We start from the raw sequence: 24,787 nt of genomic DNA on the forward strand, positions 1-24,787 counted from the left end.
GCGGTTCAGGGGCGCACCTGACCGGCACGGGTCCGCGAGGCCACGGTGTCAGCTCAACTTCGGCCGCGCTACCGCGGTATGGGTGTGTGCTGGCGAGGTGTCAGCCGTGGTAGTTGATGTAGCCGTTGCCGTCCGCGTCGTTGGCGCGCTTGGTGTAGGAGTGGACGTCGGCGCGGGTGCCGGAGGGCTTGATCAGGTAGATGGTGTCCTTGTCGTTGTTCCAGAGGAAGTTGCAGTTCTGGCGGTAGACGACGTTGTTGGCGTCGGAGTCGGTGCCCTTGCCGCCGCGCAGTTTCACGTAGTCGCCGGGCTCGAGCTTGTGGCTGGCGGGGAAGGTGAATGGGGTGCCTGCGGCGTCCTTGACGACGTAGCCCTTGAGGTTGACGGTCGCGGTGCGCGAGTAGTTCTTGATCGTCAGGTATTCGTTCTTGGTGTTGCCGCCGGAGCACCGGTTGGAGTCGGTGCCCGGGGCGTCGTACTGGACGCCTCTGACCTTCAGCGCGGACGAGTACTCGGCGGCCTGGGCCGGGCCGGTCGTGACGGCGGCGATCGTGGCCGCTGTGGCTACTGCGGTCAGTGCGTGACGGATACGCATGAGGAAATCCCCCCTCAGTGGTGCGAATGGAGCGTCCGGAGCATACCGAATGTGATCAATACATTTGCGTGATGTGTGCAAACCGGGAGACGCGGGCTTCGGATGGCTGAACGTGGGGGCGGGCCGCTCCCGGTCGAGGTGGAGGTGGAGGACCGAGTGTCGGCGCTCTACGCGCTGGTCACCGAACGGTCTGGAAACTCTCAGCGGCGGGCCTCGTTGGAGCACCGAGCGCGGATCCACGGAAGAGGGGCCGATGAAGGGCGGAGAGCAGGTTCTCGCTGTACTCGAGGAGCTGGAGGAACGGGCGCGTGCGGCGGTCCATGGCTGGGTCGTGGACGCATATGTGCTGCCGATGAAGCAGAGGGTGAGGACGCTGGCGGACCGAGGGCTGGTGGAGATCGCCAGCAGAGAGGACCGGGCAGAGCTGTCGGCGTGGGAGGGCACCCTCGTGCTGTGGGCGGCCCGGGTTGCCCCGGCCGGCCACGACCTCCTGCTCTATGCCCGCTCCCGCCCCTGCCCCGAGACTGCTCCGGAAGGGCCGGGCCCGGAACAGAGGCTGGTGGAGTTGAGGCCGTCGCAGATGGCGGCACTGCGCCTGTTCGTCAGCCTTTCCGGCCAGTTACGGGTGCCGCTGGCCGAGGGACTGAAGGAGCAGGTGCGTACAGCCCGGTGTGATCACGGGGCGAGGCGGTGGTTGCTGCATCTGACACAGGAGCAGATGGAGTTGGTGGCGTATGGGTTCTGGCTGCACCGGATGACCGGATCGGCGGTGGAGGCCAACCACTTCAGTCGCGACTACGGGATTACTCACCGCCCAGCCCCGCGTCCGGCGCCTCGGCCCCCGTCTGCAGCTCAACGCCCGCCGATTGGGTAGCCAGGGCCAGTAGCGGGCGCGGTGGGGTCGCCGAGGCAGATCGCCAGCGGCAGGGGAATGCCGCGTCGGTCAGTTCGTCTCGGGCTGAACGGCGGACGGGGTCGTTGCGGGTGTGGTCGGTTCCGGGTTGTTGGTGGTGTAGTAGACGGAGTTGCCCTGCTTGGTGCGTTGGGCGTGGCTCTTGGCGACAAGTCCTTCGACTGTGGTGCGTACGACGGTGGTCTTGATGGCGCGGTCGGGGTGGGCCTGGCCGAGTGCGATGGCGATTTCCGCTGCGGAGCGGGGTTCGCTCTGATCGGCGATGTGGCGGCGGATCAGCTCGACGAGGGTGGGCTGGGCCGCCTTCGCTGCCGTCGTCCTGGCTGTGGCCTCGGGCTTCTTGGTGGCCGGTTTCTTGACCGCCTTGCCGCCTTGCGCGGCGGCAGTCTTCTTCGCCCGTACCCGCTTTCCCGCACCGGGCTGCGCGGTGGTCTTCTGCCGCGGTACCGAGGGCGTTGCCGCGGCTTCGGGGGCAGGCTGCGCGGCGGTGTCTGTGGAGTCAAGTGCCTTTTGCATGCTCGTCAGCACGGTGTGGTCATGTTGCAGGGCGCGCAGTTGTCCCTGCAGCGCGTCGATTTCCGCGCCGATGCGGTCCTGCTCCTTGGCATTGCGCTCAAGGTCGCCCGCTACCTGGGCCGTGTATTGCGATGTCAGTTCGGTAGTGGCGGTCTGGGTGTCAGGCATGATGCTGGCCTTTCCTCGGGGCGCGGTGGCGGGGCTGAAGCAACCCCCGGAGCGGGCGCCTGGGCTGGGAGGTGATTCCGCCGGGCTTGATTGAGTCATGGGCGGCCGCACCTGATGCGGTCTGTCCCCGTGTAGCGATAGTACGGGCGGGCGGAGCCGGTTGTTCCGCTCGTGCGATGTCCTGCGCTCAGCCGTCCTGTCATCCATACACCGCAGTCAGTGCCGTGGAGGCTCGCTGGCCCGTGCTGTGGCGTGCTGCTGAGGCAGGTGCCAGAAGACCTCGTCAGTGTTGCGGTCATGGTGCCAAATGGCCAGTGTGCGTGTTGCCGTCAGGCGGTCGAGGAGTTCGGCGGCCTGGTGGGGTGAGTGTCCGCACAGGCGGGCGAGCACAGTCATGTCGGTATTGCCGGCGCCCCCCGAGGTGTGCGAGGCAAGGGTCAGTGCGGTCAGCTGCAAAGCTGCAGGCGTGCCGGTCGGCGGTGCCAGGGGGGTGGGGCGCAGGGCCCAGTGTGCGGCGCGGGCCCGGGCTCGGCTGCCCGGTTGCTGGGAGAGGACTGCAACATCCAGCAGCTGCGCCTGCGTACGCGGATATGTGCCGGCTGTGCGGCGTAGCCAGCGTGTGTGTTCCAGCTCCTCCCACAGCTCGCTGCGGCCGTGCAGCCGCATGCCGCGCAGCAGGCCACCGGGCAGCTGGACGCATCCGTGGGTGTCGGAGCGCAGGGCGCATTGCAGGGCGAGCAGGCGGGCGCCGGGGGAGGTGAACTGGGGGAGTGCCGCTGCCAGATAGGTGAGCATCTCCCGCACGCGGGTGCGTTCGGCCGGGCCGCCCGGCGGCTCGGGCCGGCATGGAGAGCGTCCGGGAGGGTGCGGGGTGAGGAGGGTGGCGGGGACAACGGCCGTGTGACTGGTGGCGGCCGCGCAGGCGGCGCAGGCGTCGGCGAGACGCCAGGTGCGGCCGCTGCGGTCACGGGTGAGGGCGAGGAGCACCGGTCCTGCACAGCCGCGGTGGCGGGGATGCCACTGGCAGCCGCGTGCTCTGCACTGGCAGGTACGCAGATGCCCCGGCAGAGCGTCGGTGCGGGCGTGGCGGGCCAGATGGGTCAGGGCCGCGGACCGTGCGGAGGCGGCCTGCACGGGGTGGCCGTGCAGCGTGCAGTGAGGACAGGCCAAAGCTGGTCCGCCTGGCTGCGGGCGCAGCTCCACCGTCCAGATGCGCTGCACCGTGGCGTGCGTGTTGGCAACGCGCATCGGCCCGTTGCCCTCCCCTCCGAATCCGTGCTGTCCAGGTGCCGTGCCCTCCCAGTGCAAGAGCGGGAGTCGGCCGCACCGTAGTGCAGATCCCTGCCCTCCCGCAGTGTCGAGCCGCCCGTCGTCCGCCTGCCTCGATAGTGCAGAAATCCGCACTGACAGGGCAGGGGTCTGCACCGTCGGATGGTGGAGTGACGATCTTGCCGCCGGAACCCGACCTCACAGCGCTGCGCGTGACGCTGGCGCGACTGAGGGACACGCGCGGCTGGACCTTCGACGAACTCGCCGCCCGCAGCGGCCTGGCCCGGCGCACCCTCATCGACCTCGAACACGGCCGCACCACCGGCAGCGTCACCACCTGGCACGCCCTCGCCCACGCCTTCGACGTCCCCATCGACCACCTGCTGGGCCTCATCTGCGACAACCACACCCCACCCGGCACCCCGGACTCCTGACCGCACTGCCCCCGCTCGCCCACTGGTTTGCGATTCACCCGAACCGGCGAGCGCGCATCGAACCTGCGCACGCCGAGTGGAATACGCGTTCGATGCCACTGGGCCGCCCGGGGGACACGGCCCTGTCCATCCCCACCATCGCCGGGTGTCGCCTGACACGGTCCCCGCCATGCACCCCAACACCCTCTCCACCGGCCGCCACTGGGACGGCAGCCCCCGCACCACATCGACGCGCCGTCCGCTGCGCGTGGCCGCTACCAGCCCCAGCCGCCTGCTGCACGCCGGTCAGAGCGGCCGCTGCCGCCGATGCGGCAACCGCATCGACTTCTACCAGCGCACCGACCAGCGGCCCATCGCCCTGCACCCCGCCGAACTGACTGCCGCCGACGTCCCCGAATCCTGCCGCTGGCACCTGAGCAGCGGCATCGCCCACCCGCACGGCGACGGCAGCACCTGGTGCCGCGTCCCGCACGCCATGCTCTGCCCGGACCGCACCCCCACCACCCGGACCGGCCCGCGCCTTGACGCGGTACGCCGTCAACTCGCCATCCGCACCCGCTGCCTCATCGACACCGGCGTCTTCACCCCTGCCCCGCCCGCCGCCTGCGAGCCACCCGCCGACAGCGACCGCCCGCCCGGTCCGTCGTGCAACTCCTCCTGGGCCGCTACCTCGCCGAGACCCCATCGAGGCATCCGGTGTGTAGCCCAGACCCGACACCGCCACCGCTGCCCCAGCCCGTCCTCGACCCCAACACCCCCAAGGCCTATGGACGCTGCTCCCCGCAAGCCCACAACGCGGCCAACTCACCCTGCCCGCCACACTCATGGCCGTCTACGACCTCAGCCGCCTGCCGTACACCGAGCAGATGCGCTGGCGCACCCAGCGCTGCCCCGACCACGCCACCAATCCAGGCGCCGCCGACCTCGCCCTGACCGGATGGCAGGTCTTCGACCCCCTCCTCCACGCGGCACACATCCACACCCGCCTGCCCCACACAGCGCCCGGCCACCACGGGAAGGCATGACGATGCCGCACCACGCCCTGGACATCACCCTGACCCGGCCCCTCACCCCAGCCGAACTCCACCAGGCCACCCGCACAACGCCGCTCGCAGCCAACCACGACACCACCCACCTCATGGCCCTGGTATCCGCCAAAACCCCAGGCAAGGCCCTCAACCGACTGCGCCACCAGACCGGCAAACTGCTCCCCATCGACGTGATCACCACCCACTACCCCAACGCGCACGGCAAGATCCTCCTCAACCTCGCCTTCCCACCCGCCACACACGCTGGCCTCCAGGCCGCCGCCAACAGCGCGGGACAACCACTCCGCCTCTTCCTCCAGATGGCCCTCCACCGGGCCCTCGCCCAACACGCCGACGATGAAGCCGAGCGCCTCGACCGCGCAGTCCAGAACCTGCTCGCCCACACCACCGCACCCCACCTCCTCGCCGCCGTCGGCCACGCCCTCACCCGCACCCCGGAGCCACGCCGTGCTGACCCCCACCGACGAACAGCAAGCCGCAGCCGACGCCTTCCACGCAGGCGACCACCTGGCCCTGCAAGCCGGCGCGGGCACCGGCAAAACCACCACCCTGGCCCAGCTCGCCCACGCCACCCGGCGCCGCGGCCGCTACCTCGCCTACAACCGGGCCATCGCCCAGGACGCGCGCACCCGCTTCCCGCCCACCGTCACCTGCAAGACCGCCCACGCCCTCGCCTATGCTGCCGTCGGCCACCGCTACACCCGCCGCCTGAACGCCCCCGCCGCCCCGCCTGGCAGACCGGACAAGCCCTCGGCATCACCAAAGCCATCCGGATCGGCGAACGCGACCTGTCACAACGAACACTCTCCAACGCCGCCCTGCGTACGGTGGCCCGCTTCTGCCACACCGCCGACCCCGCCATCACCCGCCACCACGTCCCCCACCTGCGCGGCCTGGACGACCGCGACCTGCATGCCCAACTCGCCGCCCACATCGTCCCCTTCGCCCGCAAAGCCTGGACCGACCTCCAGCACCCCGACGACGGCGCGGTCCGCTTCGACCACGACCACTACCTCAAAATCTGGGCCCTCACGAACCCGAAAATCGACACCGACTTCCTCCTCCTCGACGAGGCCCAGGACACCAACCCCGTCGTCGAACAGATCTTCCTTAACCAGCGCGACCACGCCCAGCTGGTCATGGTCGGCGACTCCGCCCAGGCCATCTACGACTGGCGCGGCGCCAAAGACGTCATGACCGAATTCGACGGCACCCAGCTCGCCCTGTCCCAGTCCTTCCGCTTCGGCCCCCGGCTCGCCGACGAGGCCAACCGGTGGTTGGCCATCGCCGACGCCCCGATCCGACTCACCGGCACCGAGACCGTGCCCACCGAAATCGGTCCCCTCACCCGTCCCGACGCGGTGCTGTGCCGCACCAACGTCGGCGCCATCGCCCAGGTCATGGACCTGCTGACCGCCGAACACCGCGTGGCCCTGGTCGGGGGAGGAGACAGCCTGCGCGCCCTGGCCCTGGCCGCCCACGACCTGAAGGACGGTCGCCGCACCACCCATCCCGAACTGGTCCTGTTCCCCTCCTGGGGACAACTGCAGGACTACGCCGCCCACGACCCGGCCGGACGCGATCTGCAGCCACTCGTCGACCTCGTCGACACCCACGGCACCGACGCCATCCTCTCCGCCGTCGCTCAACTCGTTCCCGAGCAGCAGGCCGAGGTCACCGTCTCCACCGCCCACAAGGCCAAGGGCCGTGAATGGCCCCGTGTGAGAATCGCCGACGACTTCACCCCACCCAAGGACAGCAACCAACTGGACGACACCGGCCGCGCGGTCCCCGGACCGATCGACGACGGCGAAGCCCGCCTCGCTTACGTCGCCGTCACCCGCACCCGCCACTGCCTCGACATCGGAGGCCTGTCCTGGATCGAGGACCGCCCTGCCGTATTCCTGTCACCACCATCACCGCGGGCGGGGGACAAGGACGCGTAGGCCTCACTCCGCCGGCGAGGCCGAATACCCAGGCTCTGTGCAGACCACTTGTCGCGTGGCCCAGACCGCCTCCACCGGATCACGGGTCATGCCGCGACGGCACCGGGGCGTCCCGTCCTCCCGTCGCAGGCCCTTCGCGCTGCGGGTTCTTTAGCCAAGGCCACCTACGCGTAGTGGGCGTGAAGGGAATCACGCGCGGCGCTGAGTGCCGTCAGAGGGGCGGTGCTCCAGATGGACGCGATCGGCTCCCCGGCCGTCGTCCTCAACCCGCGCCGCGATGATTTCCCGGCCTGCCATGTGGAAGCGGCACGGGAGCAGACCGCCTGGGAATACGAGCACCTCCGCATCGCGGACGTAATCCTCTTCTGGTTCTGTGCCGAAGCCGTCCAGCCCATCGCCCTGTACGAACTGGAAGCACAAGCTGCTCGCGGCACCCGCCTCGCGGTTGGCAGGGACCGGTCCCGGGACTCTGTCGGTTTGTGTCCTGAACACGAAGTGGAGCTGCATGTAGGAGAGCTTCGCGAAGTGATGCTGTGTGGAAGATGAAGGTGCTTGGCCCTTCGGAGTCGCCCTGCGGGGGGAGGCTTCAAACCGCCTCATGCTGCATTGGCTGAAGACCGTTGTGGTGAACGATGAGGAAAAGGCGTCGTAAGAGGCGTCAGGTGGGGATCGGGAAGACGAACGCGAGTGAATCGTCGCTGAAGTGTCGAAAGAGTTGAGACGACATCAAAACCGGGGTTTACCGACAACTTCGGGAAGAGCCTGGCGGGTGCCCGCCTATTGGCCAGGTGGTGTCCGGCATGCAGACGACGTGAGCCCGATCTGCCGCTTCCGCATGGAACAGGAGAAGGCGTGCCCCGATACTGTCCGCCCTGGTAGGGGCGGGTAACAGGGAGTGTCCTCGGCGGTGGAAGCCGTGAGGGATCGAGTACCGGCGCGGGGCGCGCTGGCGGACCGGCCCGTAGTAGTGACGAAGCCCCTGTAATGGGGGTGGAGCGAAGGGGCCGGGCTATTCGTGACGTTGTGTATCTGGACAACCGGACGTTCTCCGGGAGGAACTTGATGGACACGTTGAAGTTACCGGCCAAGCCGTTCGATATCTCGAAGCGGGAGGTCTGGGAGGCATACGAGGGAGTGAAGGCGAACAAAGGCGCGCCGGGCGTGGACGGAAAATCCATCGACGAGTTCGAGAAGGATCTGAAGGGCAATCTGTACAAGATCTGGAATCGAATGTCGTCGGGGACGTACTTTCCGCCGCCGGTGCGTGCGGTCGAGATCCCCAAGTCCTCGCCGGGAGGCGGGACGAGGATCCTGGGCGTGCCCACGGTGGCCGACCGGATCGCCCAGACCGTGGTGGCCAGGCACCTCACGAACCGGGCCGAGCCCGCGTTCCATGAGGACTCCTATGGCTACCGCCCTGGGCGGTCGGCTCTGGACGCGGTGGAGCTCTGCCGGGAACGCTGCTGGAAGAAGGACTGGGTGATCGAGCTCGACATCCAGAAGTTCTTCGACAGCGTCCGGTGGGACCTCGTTGTCAAGGCCGTGGAAGCGCACACCGACGCCGTTTGGGTGATTTTGTATGTCAAGCGGTGGCTGCAGGCCCCGCTGAAACTGCCCGACGGCACCTTGCAACAGCGGGACCGTGGAACCCCACAGGGCTCAGCGGTCTCGCCCGTGCTCGCAAACCTGTTCATGCACTACGCGTTCGACCTCTGGCTGGACCGGGAGTTCCCCACCGTCAGTTTCGAACGCTACGCGGACGATGCAGTCATCCACTGCGTCTCCGAGCGGCAGGCCGGCCAGGTGCTGGCCGCGCTCACGAACAGGATGGAAGAAGTCGGGCTGCTGCTGCACCCCGACAAGACCAGGATTGTGTATTGCCAGGACTGGAAGCGCCGCGGCTCTTACGGGCACACGGAGTTCACCTTCCTCGGTTACACGTTCCGAGCAAGGAAGTCGCAGGACAAGAACGGCAGGCTCCGCCGGTCGTTCCTCCCCGCGATCAGCAAGGACGCCCAGAAGAGGATCGGTGCGGAAATCCGCAACTGGCGGCTCCACATCGGGTCCGACCTCTCCTTCGTGGACCTCGCCCGACGGATCAATCCGATCGTGCGGGGCTGGATGCAGTATTACGGCCGGTTCTACCGATCGGCCCTGTACCCCCTCCTGGAGCGCATCAACGCCTACCTGGTGCGCTGGATCCGCAAGAAATACGAACGGTTCGCGGCCCTGCGCAAGGCCATCCGAAGGATGCAGATGATTGCCAAGTGGTATCCCGGCATGTTCGCGCACTGGAGATGGATCAGCACAGCGGCCTCGGCCTGGTGATCAGAATGGTACGAGCCGTGTGATCGGAGACGATCAAGCACGGTTCTGTGAGGGCCGGGAGGTGAGACTCCTCCCGGCTACTCGGCGAGTGCTCTCGAAGGCGTCATGCCGGGCGGCGTGTGGGGGCATGGTGGTGGTGAACGACCGGGGCACGGGGGTGGGGATGGCGCACAGGCGGGGAGCGTGGGCGGGGTCCGCGGTGGCGGGTGCGGCCGCGCTGGTGATGGCCGGGCTCGGGCTGGTGACGAATTACGCGAGTGCGTCGGTACTGCATCCCCTGGTGAGGGAGATCAGCGCCCTCGCCCTGGCGGCCGACACCCCCGACCGCACCGACTGGCACCGGGCCCTGGCCGCGCGGCTGACCGCGGCCGTTCACGACACCGCCCAGGCAGGGCGATCCGGCTGGCCCGCCCGCCTCCTCGCCCCCACCTGCCACTGCTCCTCGACCACACCACCGAAGAAGCCCTCCGTGCGGCCCAGGACACCCTCAACCGCCTGGCCCAAGTGCTGTTCGCAGCAGGCGCCTACACGCTGCACCACGCGCTGTCCCAGCACCTCCTCCAGACCCAGACCTGCGTCCTGGGCGCGGACCACCCTGACACCCTGGCCAGCCGCAGCAACCTCGCCCGCGCTCTGGACAGGATGGGAGAGTATGCGCGGCGGTCGAGCTGCACCGACAGCCCCTCGACGACCGCATCCGCGTCCTGGGCCCGGACCACCCCGACACCCTGACCAGCCGCAGCAACCTCGCCCGCGGGCGCTGTCACGTTGTTGGGTGCGTGAGTGCCTGACAGCGTGCTGGGGTGTGGCCGGCCCGGGTCAGGCTGTTGCGGGCGGGTCGGCGATGCCGGTGATGTGGTCCCAGATGGCGAAGCGGGTGATCATCTCGGCTCGGTAGTCGGTAGCGGACAGGCTGTGGCGGTGGGGTCGGAAGTGGGACGAGATCCCGCTAAACGCGGCGCCGCACGCCTCCTGCGGACCCAGGGCAGGGCTCAGCCGCACGCCTTGGCGCGATCACTCGGGCGCATCCCTTAAACCACATCCGGCAGCCCAAATCGTCAACTTCGCAGCGAGCAGTTCCTGTTCACCGCACACGCCGACGACGCGGACAGCCTCGTATCCCCCCTGCGGTGACACTCGCCTGGTGTGAACTCCCTACCTGCAGGTTGCCGACCATGTCGGCCATCTGGGCATCCTTGGCCTTGACTTGTTTCTCGAAGGCTACGTGGACGGATGGGTCCCGGACGGATGGATCACTGTGGAGTGAGGTCGCGTCCCAGGTCGTGCAACGCCGTGATCTCGGCCGCCGCAGACAGCAACGCGTTCAGGGGGAGCCGGGACCGGCTGGGCGTGCAGATCGGGCAGCGGCCGAGGCGCCCGTTTCACTCACCGGGCCCACACGGGCATTATCACAGTCAGTTGATGCAGGAACGGACCGGACAGCACCTCCCCAGGGTCGCTGCTGTCGCATTTCGCGGTAATACCGTAGAAATGAGTCATGTCGCAGACTGAAAGTAAACGCTCCCATCCCTCATGGTCGTTCCCTGAGTACACCCCGGTCGGCACCGATCTCAGTAGCCCGGCTGCGGTCGCCTCGTACGACCGGAATCAAGGGACGGATGCGGCCGCGGACGATGCGCTTCTAGACCGTCTCGGCGTCACGGCGGGCATCTGCATGGTCGACCTGGGCTGCGGCACCGGTTCACTGGTCGTCCAGGCGGCGAGGCGGGGGGCCGAGGCCCATGGAGTCGACGTCTCGGAGGAGATGCTCACCCACGCCCGGGGCCGCGCCCGGCGGTTCGGTGTCACACCGCATTGGCACCGGGCTGGCTTCCTGGACTACGCGCACCGAGCCGCACCGGCCGACGTGGTCACCACCAAGTCCGCCCTGCACCAGCTGCCGGACTTCTGGAAGCAACAGGCGCTCCTCAACGCGGCCGCCGTGCTCCGCCCGGGCGGCACCCTCTATGTGTGGGACGTCATGTTCAGCTTCGACCCAGCCGAGGCAGAGGACCACCTCCAGCGGTGGATCGACTCCGCGAGCCGTCCGCAGGGCGAGGGCTTCACACGCGCCGATTTCGAGACCCATGTGCGTGAGGAGTTCTCGACGTACACCTGGGTTCTGGAAGGGATGATCGAACGGGCCGGTCTGGAGATCGTCTCTCACTCCTTTCCTCGCACCACGCACGGTGAGTTCCTCTGCCGGAAGCGGCTGCCGATGGCGAGCGCCTGACCAGCGGCGATCACTCCTGTTCGGCGTCGAGGACCGCTTCGACAACGAGCCTCTCCAGTTCCCGCAGCAGGTGCACGGCCTCGGTCGACGACAGCACGAAGGTGTCTGCCCGCACCGCCACCAACATGCCTTCGGGCTCTTCCCTGGCTGACAGGTAGAACCTCATGTCGTCCCAGTCGGGTGCCCTCTGCCTCGTCACACGTGTGTTCGTCAGCAGTCGCCGGATCTCCTCGGCTGCACCGTGCGGGTCCAAAGCCGTTCCGGCCGCGTTCTCCCGGTCCTCCGGAAGCGTGAGATTGACACCGCAGGCGAGGTCCGGCCGCAGGCCGGTACGCCGTGCCAGGTCCCGCAGCATTGCGTGCACATGCTCCGGGTCGTACTGACCCGACGCGCTGGCCACAAGGCCTGCCCGCTGTGTCTGCTTGAGGCGTTCCGCAAGGGAGAGGCCCTCAACCTGGAGGTATATCGGCACGCTCTGCAACATGATCCCGGACAGGTTCGCAGTGGAGTCGTCGAACCTGTTGTGGGAGAACATCAGGACGCCGCAGCCGGTGTTCCCGGAGCGCCGGGCCAGCAGCTCGGCGACGAAGGCCAGGACCACCGTTCCCGGAGTGACCCGGTGCCGTGCGGCGAGCGTCCGCGACGCGACGGTCAGCGCCGCGGAGTACAGGCACCTTTCCTGGAACCGCGGCGTCTCAGGGGCTGACGTGGAGCGGGGCAGCATCCTCGCGGGGAAGCGGGCCACGGTTCGCTCCCAGTGGCGTGCCGCCTCCGTCGACGCCTCCTTGCCTTCCGTGCCCAGCTCGTACGCCAGCCTGTCGACGGGTTGCCTGATGGCGGAGGCCGGCGGATACGGCAGCCCGCGAAAGGACGCCCGCAGTATCGCGGCCAGGTCTTCGGACAGAATTCGGACACTCCACCCGTCGACCGCCATGTGGAAGGCGACCAGAACCACGAAGGCGGGTGCGCCGACTGAGGTCACCACACCGGCTCGCACGGACAGTTCGGGCACCGTAAACGGAACCGCCGACATCTCCTCTGCCAGCCGCTGCGCAGCTTCGCCGACCGCTTCGTCGCCGATTTCGCGCAGTTCGACGCTCAGTTCCCCCGCCTGGGTGACGACCTGACGGGGAGTGCCCGACTCGTCCACGGTGAACCGGGTGCGCAGCGACTCGTGACGTTCCAGGAGAGCGGCGAGCGCCACCAGTACGTCGGCGAGGTCACAGCCGGAGGGGATCTCCACGACGATCGGCACATTGAGCCGCTCCAGGCGAGGCGCCTGAGTGGTGACAGCTCGCCACATCCATTTCTGGGCCCAGGTAAGGGGGTACGTCCCGGAGCGTGCCCCCTCGAACTCCACCGTGCGGAACTCGGGACGCGTCATAGTGCCCTCTCTCCGGCCGTGACCGTCGCCCGGTGCGACACCACGGCCGTCCGCAGATCGTGGAGTCCGTCAAGGACCAGGTCGTCGTCCGGCAGGAAGTCGACCAGACACGCGATCTCGTCCACGCCCTTGGACCTGAGCAGCCCGAAGCGGGTCGCGCAGTGCTCGACATCACCGATGATCCCCCTGCGCTCGACCAGGTCGGTGAGCCTGCGTTCGGCCAGTACCCGGGCCTCGGCCGGGCCGATATCCAGGCCACCGGCCCCGAGCCCCTGCGCGTTGTCGCTCTGCAGATGCAGATTGGCTGAGATGTACCGCTCGAAGGCGGCCTCCAGCCTCGACCACACGGCATCGGGCGAGCGTGAGCAGAACGTGTGCTGCATCAGGGTGACTTGACCGGCCTGCGGATCGTGCCCGGCGGCCTCGCGTGCCTCCCGGTACGCGGCGATGTTCTCCTCCAGAGCGTCCGGCTGCTGGTGCATCATGGCGGTGAGGACGTTCGCTCCCATGCGCCCTGCCTGTTCAAAGGTGCTCCGGGACTCTCCCGTCAGCCAAACGTCGATCTGCCGCCGGGCCGGGGCGGGGTAGACGCGCACCGCCGTCGTTTCTCCGGCGCCGTTGGGCAGCGCGGCTCGTTCGCCACGCCACAGCCGGGTCACCATGTCGATGTCCTCGAGCATCCGCGACTTGCGTGCGTCATACGACCGAGGAGCAAGCACGAAGTCGTTGACGTGCCAACCGGATCCGAAGGAAAGGTCCACTCTTCCCCCGGACAGCCGGTCGACCACGGCCCACTCCTCCGCGATCCTGACCGGGTGGTGGAGGGGTGAGATGACGCTCCCGGCCCGCAACCGGACGCGGCTGGTCGTGACGGCGAGCGCGGCGGCCACGACGGCGGGGTTGGGATAGAGGCCACCGAACGCGGCGAAGTGCCGTTCGGGCAGCCAGACCGCCTGGAAGCCGTGCTCGTCTGCAAACCGCGCGGCCTGCAGCACCAGGTCGTAGCTCGCGCCCCCCGGCCGGGAAGCGTCCGCGGAGAAGAAGAGCAGGCTCGCCTGGACGGGCTGCTCCTCACCGGGGTCGTCGGTGACGGGTACGGCGACGGCGGGCGGTGAGGCGGCCTCAGTGATGGGACCTGGCTCCTCCACGCGGGCTACAGGCGCGTGACGTCCCGTCGAGGACGGAGGCTGACCGGACGCCGGTGGCGTGAGGCCCATCGACGGTGGAGGGGACACAGCCCCGTCACCGGAGGGAGAAACCTCGGGCGCGCGGCCCTCGATCACCGCCACGACTGCCGCAACAGTGGGGCGTTCCAGGAAGGAACGCAACGAGATTCGGCAACCGTGTTCACGGCGAATCCGGGCCAGCAGGATGGTCGCCACCAGGGAGTGGCCCCCCAGATCGAGGAAGTCGTCGTGGAGGCCGACGCTGTCCACGCCGAGCACATCACACCACAAGGTGGTCAGGCGCGACTCGAGCGGAGTGCGCGGCGGCGCGTCGGCCGTGGAGCTTCCGGCCGTGGAGCGGGCGGGCTTGGAGGCGGCCAAGCGGCCCACGGCGTGTCGGAACCGGTTGGCCTCGTCGTCCGTGTGCCGGGCCGCCACCTGACGGAAGTCCCGGGTGGAGACGATGACCTGGGGCGCACCGACGGCCAGCGCGCGCCGCACGGCCTCGCCGGCCTCCTCCGGCTGGATCGCGTAGGCAAGGGTGCGCTGCCGCCATTGACGGAGCTGCTCGGGCAGATCGGTCTCGAGTGCCATGCCGACCTCGGCCCACACGTCCCAGTTGACGCTCAGCCAACGCGTCTGTCCATTCTCCCGGTAGGCGAAGGCGTCCAAGAAGGCGTTCGCCGCGCAGTAGTCGACCTGTCCGAACCGGCCGAGCAAGGAGTTGTGGGAAGAACACAGCAGCACGAAGTCCGGTTCATGCCCGGCGAGGGCCCCGCGCAGCGCACGCGTGCCGGCCACCTTGGGGCCAAGAACGTGGACGGCCTCGTCCTCGGTCTTCTGGGCCGTCAGACCGGCCCCGGCCACACCGGCGCAGTGGAAGACGCCGTCGATCCGGCCGAATCGTTCCGCTGCCTCGGCGAGAGCGCTGCCAAGCTGTTCCTCGTCGCGGACGTCGACGGCCGTGTAGTGGACCTGACGCGGCCCGCCCAGTTCGTCCAGCACGTGTTGCCGCTCGCCGAGCGGGCTCCGGCCGACCAGGAGGACGCGGGCGTCGTACTCGGTGGTGAGCAGGCGAGCCAGAGTGGCACCTATACCCCCCAGTCCACCGGTGATCACATAGGTTCCGCCCTGCCGAAGCGCCGGTCCTTCCGGAGCGTCCCCGGTGTCGTTGGCGTCCACGGGGTCTACCGGGGTGAAGTCCTGCTCATATCGGGTGTGGTCGCGCAGCGCGACCACCGCCGGACCGGGTGACCGCAGTTCAGCCAGCAGATCCTCGGCTGCCCGGTCGGGAGCCGAAGCGACCAGGAGGGGGTCCAGGTCGACAGCCCGCACGGACAGTCCCGGGTTCTCCAGCGGCAGCACCCGCACGGGGCCCAGTACCATCGCCTGCTCGGCGACAACCGTGTCCCCCGTGCGCACTGCGTGCGCGCCCGCTGTCACGACATGGAGGCGCGGGGCGTGCTCCGGGTCCCGCTGGGCGAGCGCCTGGGCGAGCACTACCAGACCGTGGAAGGCCGCACGCTCCGTGATCTCCGGTGAGTCCCCGACCGCGCATTCCGAGGGAAGCAAATATGCGATGTCGGTGACCGGTGCCCCCGCGGAGTCCGGCTCGGCGAGCGCGCCCACGATCAACTCGTCACCCTTTTGGGGCCCTTCGGGGCCCGGCAGCCGCAGCTCGGACGGCTCGACGCGCACGACGCGGGACGTGCCGCCAGCGGCATACACGGCGGCGGAGAAGGCATCTCCCACCGTCCCGTCGGCCGTCAGCACCAGCCAGTTCCCCACCGTGCCGACGGCGCTTTCCCCTGGGTCCGCAGCCCGCCACACGGGGGTCCAGAACCAGTCACTGGAAGCCTTTCTGGACAATTCGGGCGCGCCGGGGGCGGGTGTCTGCTCCGGCGCCGGCGGATGCCCCCCGGACTGCTCGGCGGAGGTGAACCGGCCGTCCACCCACAGCTTGCGCCGCGCGAAGGGATAGCCCGGCAGAGAGACCCGGCGTCCTGGTCTTCCGTCGCCCATCGGTTGCAGGTCTACTTCGCATCCCCGCGTCCAGGCCGCTCCCAGGGCTTTGAGATACCCCAGCCGGTTGCCGTGCGTGGCGACCAGTAGCGGACTCGGGCGGTCGCCGTCGTCCGCGGAGGTGTCCGCAGGCGCGGCAACGGCCATCGAGGGACCGGGGCCCGTGTCCACCACAAGGTCGGCTGCACGGGAGTGGAACAAGGTGCTGACCGCATCGAGGTAGCGCACAGGCAGGCGTATCTGCCGCCCCCAGTAAGCGGGGTCCGTGGCCTCCTCGGTCCGCAGCCAGTCACCGGTCACGGTGGAGATCACGGGAATCTCCGGTGGGCGCGGTGCGCACGCGGCCACGAGCTCGGTAAACGGTTCGACAGCGGGATCCATGGAACCGCTGTGAAAGGCATGGGAGGTCCGCAGGCGCGTGGTTGGCACATCCTCGTCACCAAGCGAGGATGCATAGCGTTCCACTTCCGTCACCGGCCCCGAAACCACAGTGAGCAGGGGCCCGTTCACCGCGGCGATCTCCAGGCCATCGGGAAGCCGAGTCGCGACGGACTCCTCGGACAGCGGTACGGCGAGCATCGCGCCGGGCTCCGCCTGCTGCATCAACTTCCCCCTGGCCACAGCCAGATGGGCGGCGTCGGCAAGGGAGAAGACCCCCGCCAGGCAGGCCGCCGAGAGTTCACCCAGACTGTGCCCCAGCATCGCCGATGGCCGGATCCCGCACTCCTCCAGCAGTCGGCCGGCGGCCGTGCACACCATGAACAGCGCAGGTTGGGCGTACTGCGTCGCGTGCAGGTCGATGTCGGGACGCGACGCGTCTTCCCCGGTTCCGAAGACGGCCTCGGACAGGGACAGACCGAGCGGTTCGGCCATGAGCGCGGAGCACTCCGTCACATGTCGCCGAAAGACGGCGGAATGCCGGTACAAGTCCTGGAACATGCCTGGGCGCTGGCTGCCCTGACCCGGCAGCACAAGCGCCACGGCAGGTGCCTTCTCGCCTGCGGTCCCCGTCTCTGTCCACTGCCCGCCTTTCAGCGCCCGGGCGGCGGTTTCCAGTTCGCCGGCGACCACGGCGGCTCGTGCGGGGTGCTGGCGCCGCCCACGGTGAAGGGTGTACGCCACGTCCGCCAGGAGAAGGCCCGCGCCGTCTCCCCCGAGATGGGTCGCCACGGTCTCCGCCAGCGTGCGAAGCGCCTGCGGCGTGCGGGCGGACAGCATGAGCAGATCGGCTGTGGCCTCGTCACCGCGCATCGGGGGCCTCCTCAATGATCATGTGGCAGTTGGTGCCGCCCATGCCGAAGGAGCTCACGCCCGCCCTGCGGGGGGTGTCCCCGCAGGGCCACGGCCTCAGCTCGGTGTTCACGAAGAACGGGCCCATACCGAACGGAATCTGCGGATTGGGCGAGCGGTAGTTGATGCTTGGTGGGATCTCCCGGTGTCCGAGCACGAGGACCGCCTTGATGAGCCCCGCGATCCCGGCGGCAGCACTGAGGTGCCCGATGTTCGGCTTCACGGAGCCGATCGGACAAATGTCCGATTCTTCTGTACCGTACGCCTGATTCATCGCCGCGATCTCCAGTGGGTCGCCCAAGGCCGTGCCCGTGCCGTGGGTCTCCACATAGCCGATACTGCGTGGAGCAACGTCGGCTGTCGCCAGGGCCTGGGACATCACCTCTGCCTGGGCGTCGAGCGAAGGGGCTGTCCACCCCACCTTGGCGCGGCCGTCGTTGTTGACGGACCAGCCCCGGATCACCGCCTCGATGTGGTCACCGTCCGAGACCGCGTCCTCCAGACGCTTGAGGACCACTGCTCCCACCCCGTCGCCGAACACGGTTCCGGCGGCTTCGGCATCGAAAGCGCGGCAGTGGCCGTCAGGGGAGGTGATGCTGTCCTCGCTGTGCAGATAGCCCGCCCGGAGTGGGAGGCTGACCCGGGCACCACCAGCGATCACCATGTCGCACTGATGGGTCAGCAGACTGTCGCAGGCCATGGCGACCGCGACCAGGGAAGTCGAGCAGGCGGTATGCACCGCCACGCTGGGGCCCCGCAGGCCGAGCTGGTAGGAGACCCTGCTGGCCAAATAGTCCTTGTCGTTGCCGAGGAGCAGCGGCAGTTCGTCCAGGTCGGTGTGCAGTTTCGCCTGGTCGTACAGATTGAAGGCGTACTGGCTCATGCGGGAGCCCGCGTACACACCGACGGGCACGTCCAGACGGTCGGGGTCGTAACCGGCATCCTCCAGGGCATGCCAGGCGGTCTCCAGGAACACCCGGTGCTGCGGGTCCATCATCTCTCCCTCGCGGGGGGAGATGGAGAAGAACTCGGAGTCGAACACGTCGGCCTCGGCCAGCACACCCTTGGCGGGTACGTAGTCCGGGTCGTCCAGCAGCACCGCGGGGATGCCCGAATGCGCCAGCTCCTCCCGGTCGAACCGGGAGATCGATTCGACGCCCTGGGACAGGTTCCGCCAGTAGCCGGTGACGTCCGAAGCGCCGGGCACACGAAGGGCCATGCCGACGATGGCCACACTGTATGGGTGATGGATGGCGTCGTCCATGAGGCTCATCTCCTGCGGTCCATCGTGGGGCGGGCTGCGACGAGGGAGCGGCGCCGAAGCTCCGCCCGGCGCTGGAAGCGCTCGTCGTCGCCGGGTGAGGAACCCCGGCCGTTCTCGGTCAGGGAGCACAGGTCCCCAACCGTCGCGCAGCGGAAGAGGTCCAGGAGTTCCACGCGGTCGCCGAAGTGCGCGGCCAGGCGCCGGTGCAGTCTGACCATGCGCAGCGAATGCATGTTCAGGTCGTCCAGTCGCTCCGCGGCGGTGACGTTCCTGCCGAGCAGCCCGGCGAGGGCTTCCAGGACCGCCCGGTGGGCGGGGGCAGGGAGCCGCTGACGGGGTGGCCGTGGGCGTCGGCAGCGCGCTGCGGGCCACCTTCCCGAGCGTGTACGCGGCAGGCTGGACCACATGACGAACTCGGCGGGGATCATGTAGGAGGGCAGCAGCGCGGCACAGTGCGCTCGTAGTTCCTGTGGCCCGACCGGAGGCCGCCCCGGCTCCGCCCGGCGTGGCACGACATGCCCGACGATTCGTGCGTCCTCTCCCTGGCCGGCATCCACGGCGGCGGCTTCGGCCACCTGCGGGTGGCGACCGAGCGTGTACTCGACCTCCTCCAGGCTGACCCGGAATCCACGGATCTTCACTTGGCGGTCCAGACGGCCGAGCACCTCCAGGGTGCCGTCGGGACGCACGCGTGCCAGGTCGCCGGTGCGGAACATGCTGGTTCGCGCGTCGTCTGCGGCGAAGTGAGGATCGGGCAGGAAGGCATCCCGTGTCAGCTCGGGTCGGTTCAGATAGCCGTCCGCGACGCAGCGGCCCCCCACGTGCAGTTCACCCAGGGCGCCGCGCGGGACCGGATGCCGCCGTTCGTCCAGGACGTACAGGCCCACATGATCGATCGGCCGCCCGATCGGGATGCGGGCTTGGGTGTCCGCGGCCTCGCCCACCTCCTGCACGGCCACGTTGGAGGCGCACTCCGTCAGGCCGTAGAGGTTGACGAGTGCGTGTTCGGGGAACCGCCGCCGCCAGCGGGCTGCGGTCACAGGCGCCAGCGGCTCGGCGCTGGTCGACACCCGCCTGAGCGAGTCGAGGTTTTCGCCGTCCCGTCGTCCGGCCTCGTCCAGCAGCATGTCGAGCACGGCGGGGGTGGTATGGAGCCGGGTGACGCGGCGGGCCCTGAGGAGGTCCCAGAGCCGGCCCGGGTCGAGCAGCTCGTGGGCGGTGAGGATCGTGGTCGGCACGCCGCGCAGCAGACCGCCGAAGCACTCCCACAAGGAGCCGACCAGCCCGAGGGACTTGGTCAGGACCAGGCTTTCACCGGGTCCGAAGGGCTGAGTGCGCCACATCCAGTGCAGCCGGTTCAGGACGGCGGACTCGCCGATCGCGACGGGGTTCGGCACCCCGGTGCTGCCCGAGGTGTACAGCACGCACAGCGCGCCCCGGAGCGCTGCCGGTCGTACGGGCCCCGGTGCGGGCCCGACATCGGCCGTGCGCACAACAACCGTGTCGGGCGGGATGCCCTCCGGCGCCGCCGGACCGTCGACGAGCACGGCTGAGGGTAGCGTCGCCGCGATCGCCGCGGCAATCCGGGCCGAGGGCTGGTCGGGAGGCAGTGGCACATACCCGCAGCCCGCCTTGAGGGCCCCCAGGGCAGCGGCCACGGCCTCGACGCCCCGGTCCAGAACGGTCCCGACGAGGTCTCCGGGACCCGCACCCCGGTCGGCCAGGGCGGCGGCGAACTGGTCGGAGCGGACATCCAACTCCTCGTAGGTGACACGCTCCACCCCGCATATCAGGGCCGTGTCACGGGGAGTCAGTGCCGCCTGACGCCGGAACAGCTCGGCAACCGACTCCGCCGGAACCGTCGGCCGGTCGCCCAGCACCACCGAGTGCGGCCGGCCACCGGCGCGCTCCGCCACGTCGACCACTTCGGCGAGATCGCGGCAGGGACCGGCGGCCATCTGTGCGAGGACGTCGGCGCAGGCCTCGGCGAAGGCATGGGGGAGGTCGCCCGTGTACAGCGACGCATCCGCGTCGACCCGGAGGTCGCCGGGTTCGCCCCCCGTCAGGTCCGTGCTCAGGACGACTGATGCAGCGGGCGGGGTCGGGCCGTGCAGGGCTGGTATGTGGACGGCGATGCCTGGGGCTCCCGCCGGGTGGACGGCCGACCGCGGGACGTGGAGCTGTCGGCCGTACACCGCCAGAAGCTCTTGTCGCACGCGGACCAGCAGGGCGGCCGCGGAGAGGTCCATCGGCACCGCCACCGGAAGCGCCAGCCCGGTCGGCGGGCCATCAGCGGTCCGGGACGCGGGGAGACCGATCAGTGGCGGCACCACCAGGACCGCCTCGTGGCGTGCCGTCCACCGTGCCGCGGTGACCGCTACCGCGGCGGTGAACAGGCAGTGAGCCAGGAAGTCGTCCTGTCGGCACAGATCCGCGATCCGGGCGGCCGTCTCCGCGGCTGTCGGAACGGTGTACCGGTACCCGGAGCGAGGTCCCTCGGCGGAGCGGGCCGCCACGGTGTCTCCGGGCAGGTAACTGAAGGGGGAGCGGGACGCCGAGGCTTGCAGCCAGTAGCCGGCCACTGCCGGATACCTCGCGTGTTCCTCCTCCGGTACGGCGGACGGCTCGATCATCGGACGCCCACCTTCCGGGGTTCCGGCGACGGGAACGCGAACTCGGGCAGTGCGGGCAGTCGGAGATCGAAATAGACCTCCTCGCTGTGCACCCAGTGAGCCACGCTCACCCCCGACGTCCCGGTCGCCCTGCGGTACGCGCACGCCAGACCCCCCAGCACCATGGCGAGTTCATGCTCCTGCTGGGGCATCAGGAATTGGCTGGAGGCCGAGTGGATCCCCCATACGGCCGGTGAGGGGTCCAGCTCGACGGCGGCATCCCCGCCCAGTGCGCCCTCGTCGGCACCCGGGGCGGTCAGGCGTGGTGCGTGGGCCTCGGCCATCAGCAGACCGTGCCGCAGATACGGCCGCCAGCGGCGCACCGTGGCCACCAGGTCGGCCGCCGCCACGAGGCCGGGGACCAGTGCTCCCTCGTCGCACTGATCCACGGTGAACTGGTCGGTGACCGCGGAGAGCGCGGCTTCAGGATCAGGCGGCACCATGGGCACGCCCACCAGCGCCAGGGTGTCGGCCAGAGCCGCTGGACTGCACGTCGACAGGGCCTCCCGCAGTTGTTCCCGGGCAGGTCCTGGTCCGCGCACGGAGAGCTCCCGGTCGTGCAGCAGGAACATCTGCATGTGCAGCAGATCGCCCAGGCCCACCTGGGGCAGGCCCAGTTCCGAGCAGCGGGCACGGAGGGAGGCGTCGTACGATTCCGGGTCGCCCACGTCGGCCTCCAGCACCAGGTGAGCCACCCCGTCCGTGTCCGTCAGGTCCGCGAGCGTCCGCTCGGAGAGGGCGCGAGCCTCGGGACTGATGTCGCCGCCGACCACCAGCAGCGGGTGCGTGTCGAGGTGACGGCCGCGGCGAGTGTGGCGTATCACCAGCTCCGCCACCTCTCGCAGGGGCAGCCCCGAACCGCAGCCCGTGTCCGCCAGCCCCGCCGGCTGCTCCGCCAGGTCCGGCCGGTCGAAGACCGGAAGCAGCACGTCCTTGATGAGCTCCGCCCGCAGCCGGCGCAGAGCGCTGTGTCCCGCGCTTCCCCAGATGTTCGTGGCGCGGGACACATCGGAGTCGGAACGGCTCGTACGCCACGATCCCCCGAAGACGGATGCGCTCAGGTCGCTCAGCACGTCCGCGTAGGAGACGGTCACCCCGTAGTCCGCGGCGTGGCGCAGCCGGTCGGCCCCGAGTTCGGACAGCCGCACCTCGTCGCCGTCCCGGGCCGCCAGTCCGGCGGTCACCAGGACGCGCGTCATCGCCGGATGATGCCACGGCGTCGGTGGGAGGCAGGCTCCCGGCTTGAGGTTGCGTAGACCGTCCGACCTTCCCATCGCGACGAGCAGGGGGCAGACCAGCACTCCGTCGAGTGCGGTCCGCATCTCACGCACGGCGCGTTCGCCCTCGGCGGCAGGTGGCCCGGTCAGCTCCCACCCGGCGGCCATCTGGGCAGAGAGCCTGTCCAGGAGGTCCACGAGGTCGTCGTCCAGTCGGCGGTTCGACCAGATCCCTGAGAGGAATCCGGTGGTGCCGCGCGTGAACGCCACTGCATCGGCGAGTACTTCGTCGTGCGCGGCCGCCACCGTGGCGATCGCACGCCCGGTGGCGGTCAACCGCACGCTGCTGTCCGCTCCACGTCCGCGCAGTTCGGCCCATCCCTTCAGGCCCAGCGTGCGGACCGCGGCCAGTAGACCGCCCAGACGCTCGGGAGCCGCATCGCGTCCGGTGGCCTCCCGATAGGCCTCGCTGAGGGCGGTCCAGCCGCGGGCCGCCGATCCTTCAAGAAACCCGGCCGTGGCCAGCGTATGCACGGTGGGAACGACGACGAACCCATTCAGGTGCTGGGTACCGAGCGCGTCCCCTGCGCTAACAAGCGCCATGGAGCCTCTCTCTTCCGGCTGTCAGGCGGTCGCCGCGAGGAGTGCCGAGTCGTCCACGGCGCTGAGCGCGGAGTGGTCGGTGGCCGACACGTACTCCGGCGGCATGTCGGTGAAGGACTCGGGAGCGTTCGAGACCGCGTTGTACGTGATGTAGAAGATGCGGCGGTCGAAGGGGGTGATGTTGCCGGGCGAACCGTGCACCGCGCTGCCGTGGAAGTACAGCACCGAGCCCGCCGGTCCGGTGGGGACATCGATCCCGTTCACCGTGCAGACTTCAGTGATGCGTTCGCGGTCGAGCACGCCGTCCTCCGTCTCCAGCAGCCCGCCGCGGTGGGAGCCGGGGACGATGAACAAAGGTCCGTTGACGTGTGTCACGTCGTCGAGGAAGACCGCCGCGCTGAGGATGTCCGGGCCCGGGACCCGGTCCCTGCTGCGCCAGAAGGCATAGTCCTGATGCCACACCCATCCTTCGTTGCCCTGGCGGGTGTTGAGGGTCACCTTGGTCTGATGGGCGTACACGTCACCGCCCAGCAACTGCCTGGCCGGTTCGAGGACACGGGGCAGGCGCATGACGGCCGCATAGGTCTCCGATGCCTGGTGCGGTCCGAAGACCAGGCGCACGTCGCCGTTGCCCTTGTTGGCGAGGGTCGCTTCGGGGTTGTGCGTGATGAGATCCGGCACTGCGGCGCGCATGAGCCGGACCTCCTCTGCCGACAGCACTGCGCTGCGGAGCAGATAGCCGCGCTCTCGGTAGCTGGTGATCTCCTGGTCGGTAAGGCGCATGTCCACCTCCGTTGTGGGTCGGGCCGTGGCCCCGCTTCTGCTCAACGCGGCGTCCTGTCCTCGGTGCGCTTTTCGAGGTCGTCCCTCAAGTAGTCGGCGTACGACCTGTGCCGGACCCCGAAGTGCCGCAGTTTGTCCTGCAGATGGGTCTCGTACGTGAACTCGCTGCCGGCCGCACGCGCCGCGAGGTCCATGTCGTTCTCGGGGTCCACGACAGCGAACCATCGCTGGTCGAAGGGGTGAGGAAGGTCCAGGTGCACGCACTTGAGTCCGGCCTCCGTCACGATCTGCGTGATCGTCTCCGGCCTGAACTCGGTAACCCAGGGGTATACCCATTCGTCACCCACGTGGTCCTCGTCGCTTTCCAGATACGTCGCGAGAAGGACCGACTGTTTACCCATCACCTTGCGGGCTTCTTGCATGCAGCGACGGATCTGCACGGCAGGCGCATGGGCGAAGACGGAGTGGACCAGAATGAAGTCGAATGTCTCGCCGAACTCGGTCAGCGTGTAATCGGCGTCATTGCTGAAGGCCGGTTTCTTCATGGCGAGGAGCTCCTCGCCCAGATGCGCGCGCTTGCCGTCCTCCAGCGCCCATGCGGTGGGCTCGATGCCAAAGTAATGACCAGGGCGCAGATACATGATGGAAAGCCGTCCGCCGCGCAGCGACCCACAGCCGACATCCAGTAGTTTGTGGTGTTCACGCAGACCCATTCGGGCCAGCGTCGTGAACTGAAGAGCTCCGATTCGGTCGTAGTATTCCGGGGGTCCGACCCAGGCGCGGTAATGACGCGCGCCTATGGGCTGTTCCTCTCCGAAATCGTTCACCAGGTCCTGGGAGGCAGACGTCATGGTCATCTCCTGTTTCTGCGCATTCCGTGGGGGAGCGGAGGTGGGGAGAACACGGACGTGGGAGGGAGAGAGCACACGGTCCGG

At 69.0% G+C, this 24,787-nt stretch carries 17 protein-coding genes and 3 pseudogenes; 8 read left to right on the forward strand and 12 right to left on the reverse strand.

The features are described from left to right. Positions 1–100: 100 nt before the first annotated feature. Positions 101–595, reverse strand: a complete 495-nt coding sequence (locus tag E4N62_RS45000; protein ID WP_230224081.1) for a lamin tail domain-containing protein — start codon at positions 593–595, stop codon at positions 101–103. Between the two features lie 253 nt (positions 596–848). Here E4N62_RS45000 and E4N62_RS45005 point away from each other — a divergent pair, with 253 nt between their 5' ends. Continuing rightward, the gene (locus E4N62_RS45005; protein WP_230224083.1) at positions 849–1,469 is read left to right on the forward strand and encodes a DUF6417 family protein; all 621 of its coding nucleotides are present in this window, start codon (positions 849–851) and stop codon (positions 1,467–1,469) included. Between the two features lie 69 nt (positions 1,470–1,538). Here E4N62_RS45005 and E4N62_RS45010 read toward each other — a convergent pair whose 3' ends face one another. Together E4N62_RS45010 and E4N62_RS45015 are read right to left on the reverse strand one after the other, a co-directional pair. Beyond that, positions 1,539–2,192, reverse strand: coding sequence for a hypothetical protein (locus E4N62_RS45010; RefSeq protein ID WP_230224085.1), 654 nt, complete (start codon positions 2,190–2,192; stop codon positions 1,539–1,541). Between the two features lie 216 nt (positions 2,193–2,408). Then, positions 2,409–3,440: a hypothetical protein gene (locus E4N62_RS45015; RefSeq protein WP_230224087.1), complete on the reverse strand. Its 1,032-nt coding sequence runs from the start codon at positions 3,438–3,440 to the stop codon at positions 2,409–2,411. A gap of 191 nt (positions 3,441–3,631) precedes the next feature. Here E4N62_RS45015 and E4N62_RS45020 point away from each other — a divergent pair, with 191 nt between their 5' ends. Then, complete coding sequence (locus tag E4N62_RS45020; protein WP_230224089.1) at positions 3,632–3,895, forward strand: helix-turn-helix domain-containing protein; 264 nt, start codon at positions 3,632–3,634, stop codon at positions 3,893–3,895. Between the two features lie 169 nt (positions 3,896–4,064). Then, a pseudogene (locus E4N62_RS45025) lies at positions 4,065–4,406 on the forward strand (DUF6083 domain-containing protein); the annotation flags it as partial. A 321-nt stretch (positions 4,407–4,727) separates the two neighbouring features. Here E4N62_RS45025 and E4N62_RS49140 read toward each other — a convergent pair. Further along, positions 4,728–5,363, reverse strand: a complete 636-nt coding sequence (locus E4N62_RS49140) for a hypothetical protein (protein WP_308186355.1) — start codon at positions 5,361–5,363, stop codon at positions 4,728–4,730. 31 nt (positions 5,364–5,394) lie between these two features. On the opposite strand from E4N62_RS49140, the pseudogene E4N62_RS45040 reads away from it, so the two are divergent. The 4 genes and pseudogenes from E4N62_RS45040 (at position 5,395) to E4N62_RS45055 (ending at position 9,950) form a co-directional block, all read left to right on the forward strand. Then, positions 5,395–6,890: pseudogene (locus tag E4N62_RS45040) on the forward strand (UvrD-helicase domain-containing protein). A gap of 231 nt (positions 6,891–7,121) precedes the next feature. Continuing rightward, positions 7,122–7,436: a nucleoside 2-deoxyribosyltransferase domain-containing protein gene (locus E4N62_RS45045; protein ID WP_230224091.1), complete on the forward strand. Its 315-nt coding sequence runs from the start codon at positions 7,122–7,124 to the stop codon at positions 7,434–7,436. Between the two features lie 516 nt (positions 7,437–7,952). Then, positions 7,953–9,218 carry a group II intron reverse transcriptase/maturase gene (gene ltrA, locus E4N62_RS45050; protein WP_230224093.1) on the forward strand — a complete coding sequence of 422 codons (1,266 nt, stop codon included), beginning with the start codon at positions 7,953–7,955 and terminating at the stop codon, positions 9,216–9,218. Between the two features lie 504 nt (positions 9,219–9,722). Then, a complete protein-coding gene (locus E4N62_RS45055; protein ID WP_230224095.1) occupies positions 9,723–9,950 on the forward strand; it encodes a tetratricopeptide repeat protein in 228 nt (75 codons plus the stop codon). A gap of 87 nt (positions 9,951–10,037) precedes the next feature. On the opposite strand, the pseudogene E4N62_RS45060 reads toward E4N62_RS45055, so the two are convergent. After that, positions 10,038–10,178 (reverse strand): annotated as a pseudogene (locus E4N62_RS45060) (IS6 family transposase); the annotation flags it as partial. 538 nt (positions 10,179–10,716) lie between these two features. On the opposite strand from E4N62_RS45060, the gene E4N62_RS45065 reads away from it, so the two are divergent. Beyond that, positions 10,717–11,451, forward strand: coding sequence for a class I SAM-dependent methyltransferase (locus E4N62_RS45065; RefSeq protein WP_230224097.1), 735 nt, complete (start codon positions 10,717–10,719; stop codon positions 11,449–11,451). Between the two features lie 10 nt (positions 11,452–11,461). Here E4N62_RS45065 and E4N62_RS45070 read toward each other — a convergent pair whose 3' ends face one another. From E4N62_RS45070 to E4N62_RS45100, 7 genes are all read right to left on the reverse strand, one after another. Next, on the reverse strand, positions 11,462–12,835 hold the full coding sequence (locus E4N62_RS45070) for a condensation domain-containing protein (RefSeq protein WP_230224099.1): 1,374 nt from the start codon (positions 12,833–12,835) through the stop codon (positions 11,462–11,464). Next, the gene (locus tag E4N62_RS45075; protein ID WP_230224102.1) at positions 12,832–17,274 is read right to left on the reverse strand and encodes a MupA/Atu3671 family FMN-dependent luciferase-like monooxygenase; all 4,443 of its coding nucleotides are present in this window, start codon (positions 17,272–17,274) and stop codon (positions 12,832–12,834) included. The genes E4N62_RS45070 and E4N62_RS45075 overlap by 4 nt, the downstream gene beginning before the upstream one ends. Next, complete coding sequence (locus tag E4N62_RS45080; RefSeq protein ID WP_230224104.1) at positions 17,264–18,577, reverse strand: type I polyketide synthase; 1,314 nt, start codon at positions 18,575–18,577, stop codon at positions 17,264–17,266. Before E4N62_RS45080 ends, E4N62_RS45075 begins: the two co-directional genes overlap by 11 nt. Before the next feature lie 5 nt (positions 18,578–18,582). Beyond that, positions 18,583–21,210 carry a non-ribosomal peptide synthetase gene (locus tag E4N62_RS45085; RefSeq protein ID WP_230224106.1) on the reverse strand — a complete coding sequence of 876 codons (2,628 nt, stop codon included), beginning with the start codon at positions 21,208–21,210 and terminating at the stop codon, positions 18,583–18,585. Next, positions 21,207–23,000: a hypothetical protein gene (locus tag E4N62_RS45090; RefSeq protein ID WP_230224107.1), complete on the reverse strand. Its 1,794-nt coding sequence runs from the start codon at positions 22,998–23,000 to the stop codon at positions 21,207–21,209. Before E4N62_RS45090 ends, E4N62_RS45085 begins: the two co-directional genes overlap by 4 nt. A gap of 90 nt (positions 23,001–23,090) precedes the next feature. Next, positions 23,091–23,852, reverse strand: coding sequence for a phytanoyl-CoA dioxygenase family protein (locus tag E4N62_RS45095; RefSeq protein ID WP_230224109.1), 762 nt, complete (start codon positions 23,850–23,852; stop codon positions 23,091–23,093). Between the two features lie 41 nt (positions 23,853–23,893). After that, positions 23,894–24,703 carry a class I SAM-dependent methyltransferase gene (locus E4N62_RS45100; protein ID WP_230224111.1) on the reverse strand — a complete coding sequence of 270 codons (810 nt, stop codon included), beginning with the start codon at positions 24,701–24,703 and terminating at the stop codon, positions 23,894–23,896. Positions 24,704–24,787 lie beyond the last annotated feature (84 nt).

The sequence above is a fragment of the Streptomyces sp. MNU76 genome, assembly GCF_020982545.1.
Taxonomy (GTDB): domain Bacteria; phylum Actinomycetota; class Actinomycetes; order Streptomycetales; family Streptomycetaceae; genus Streptomyces.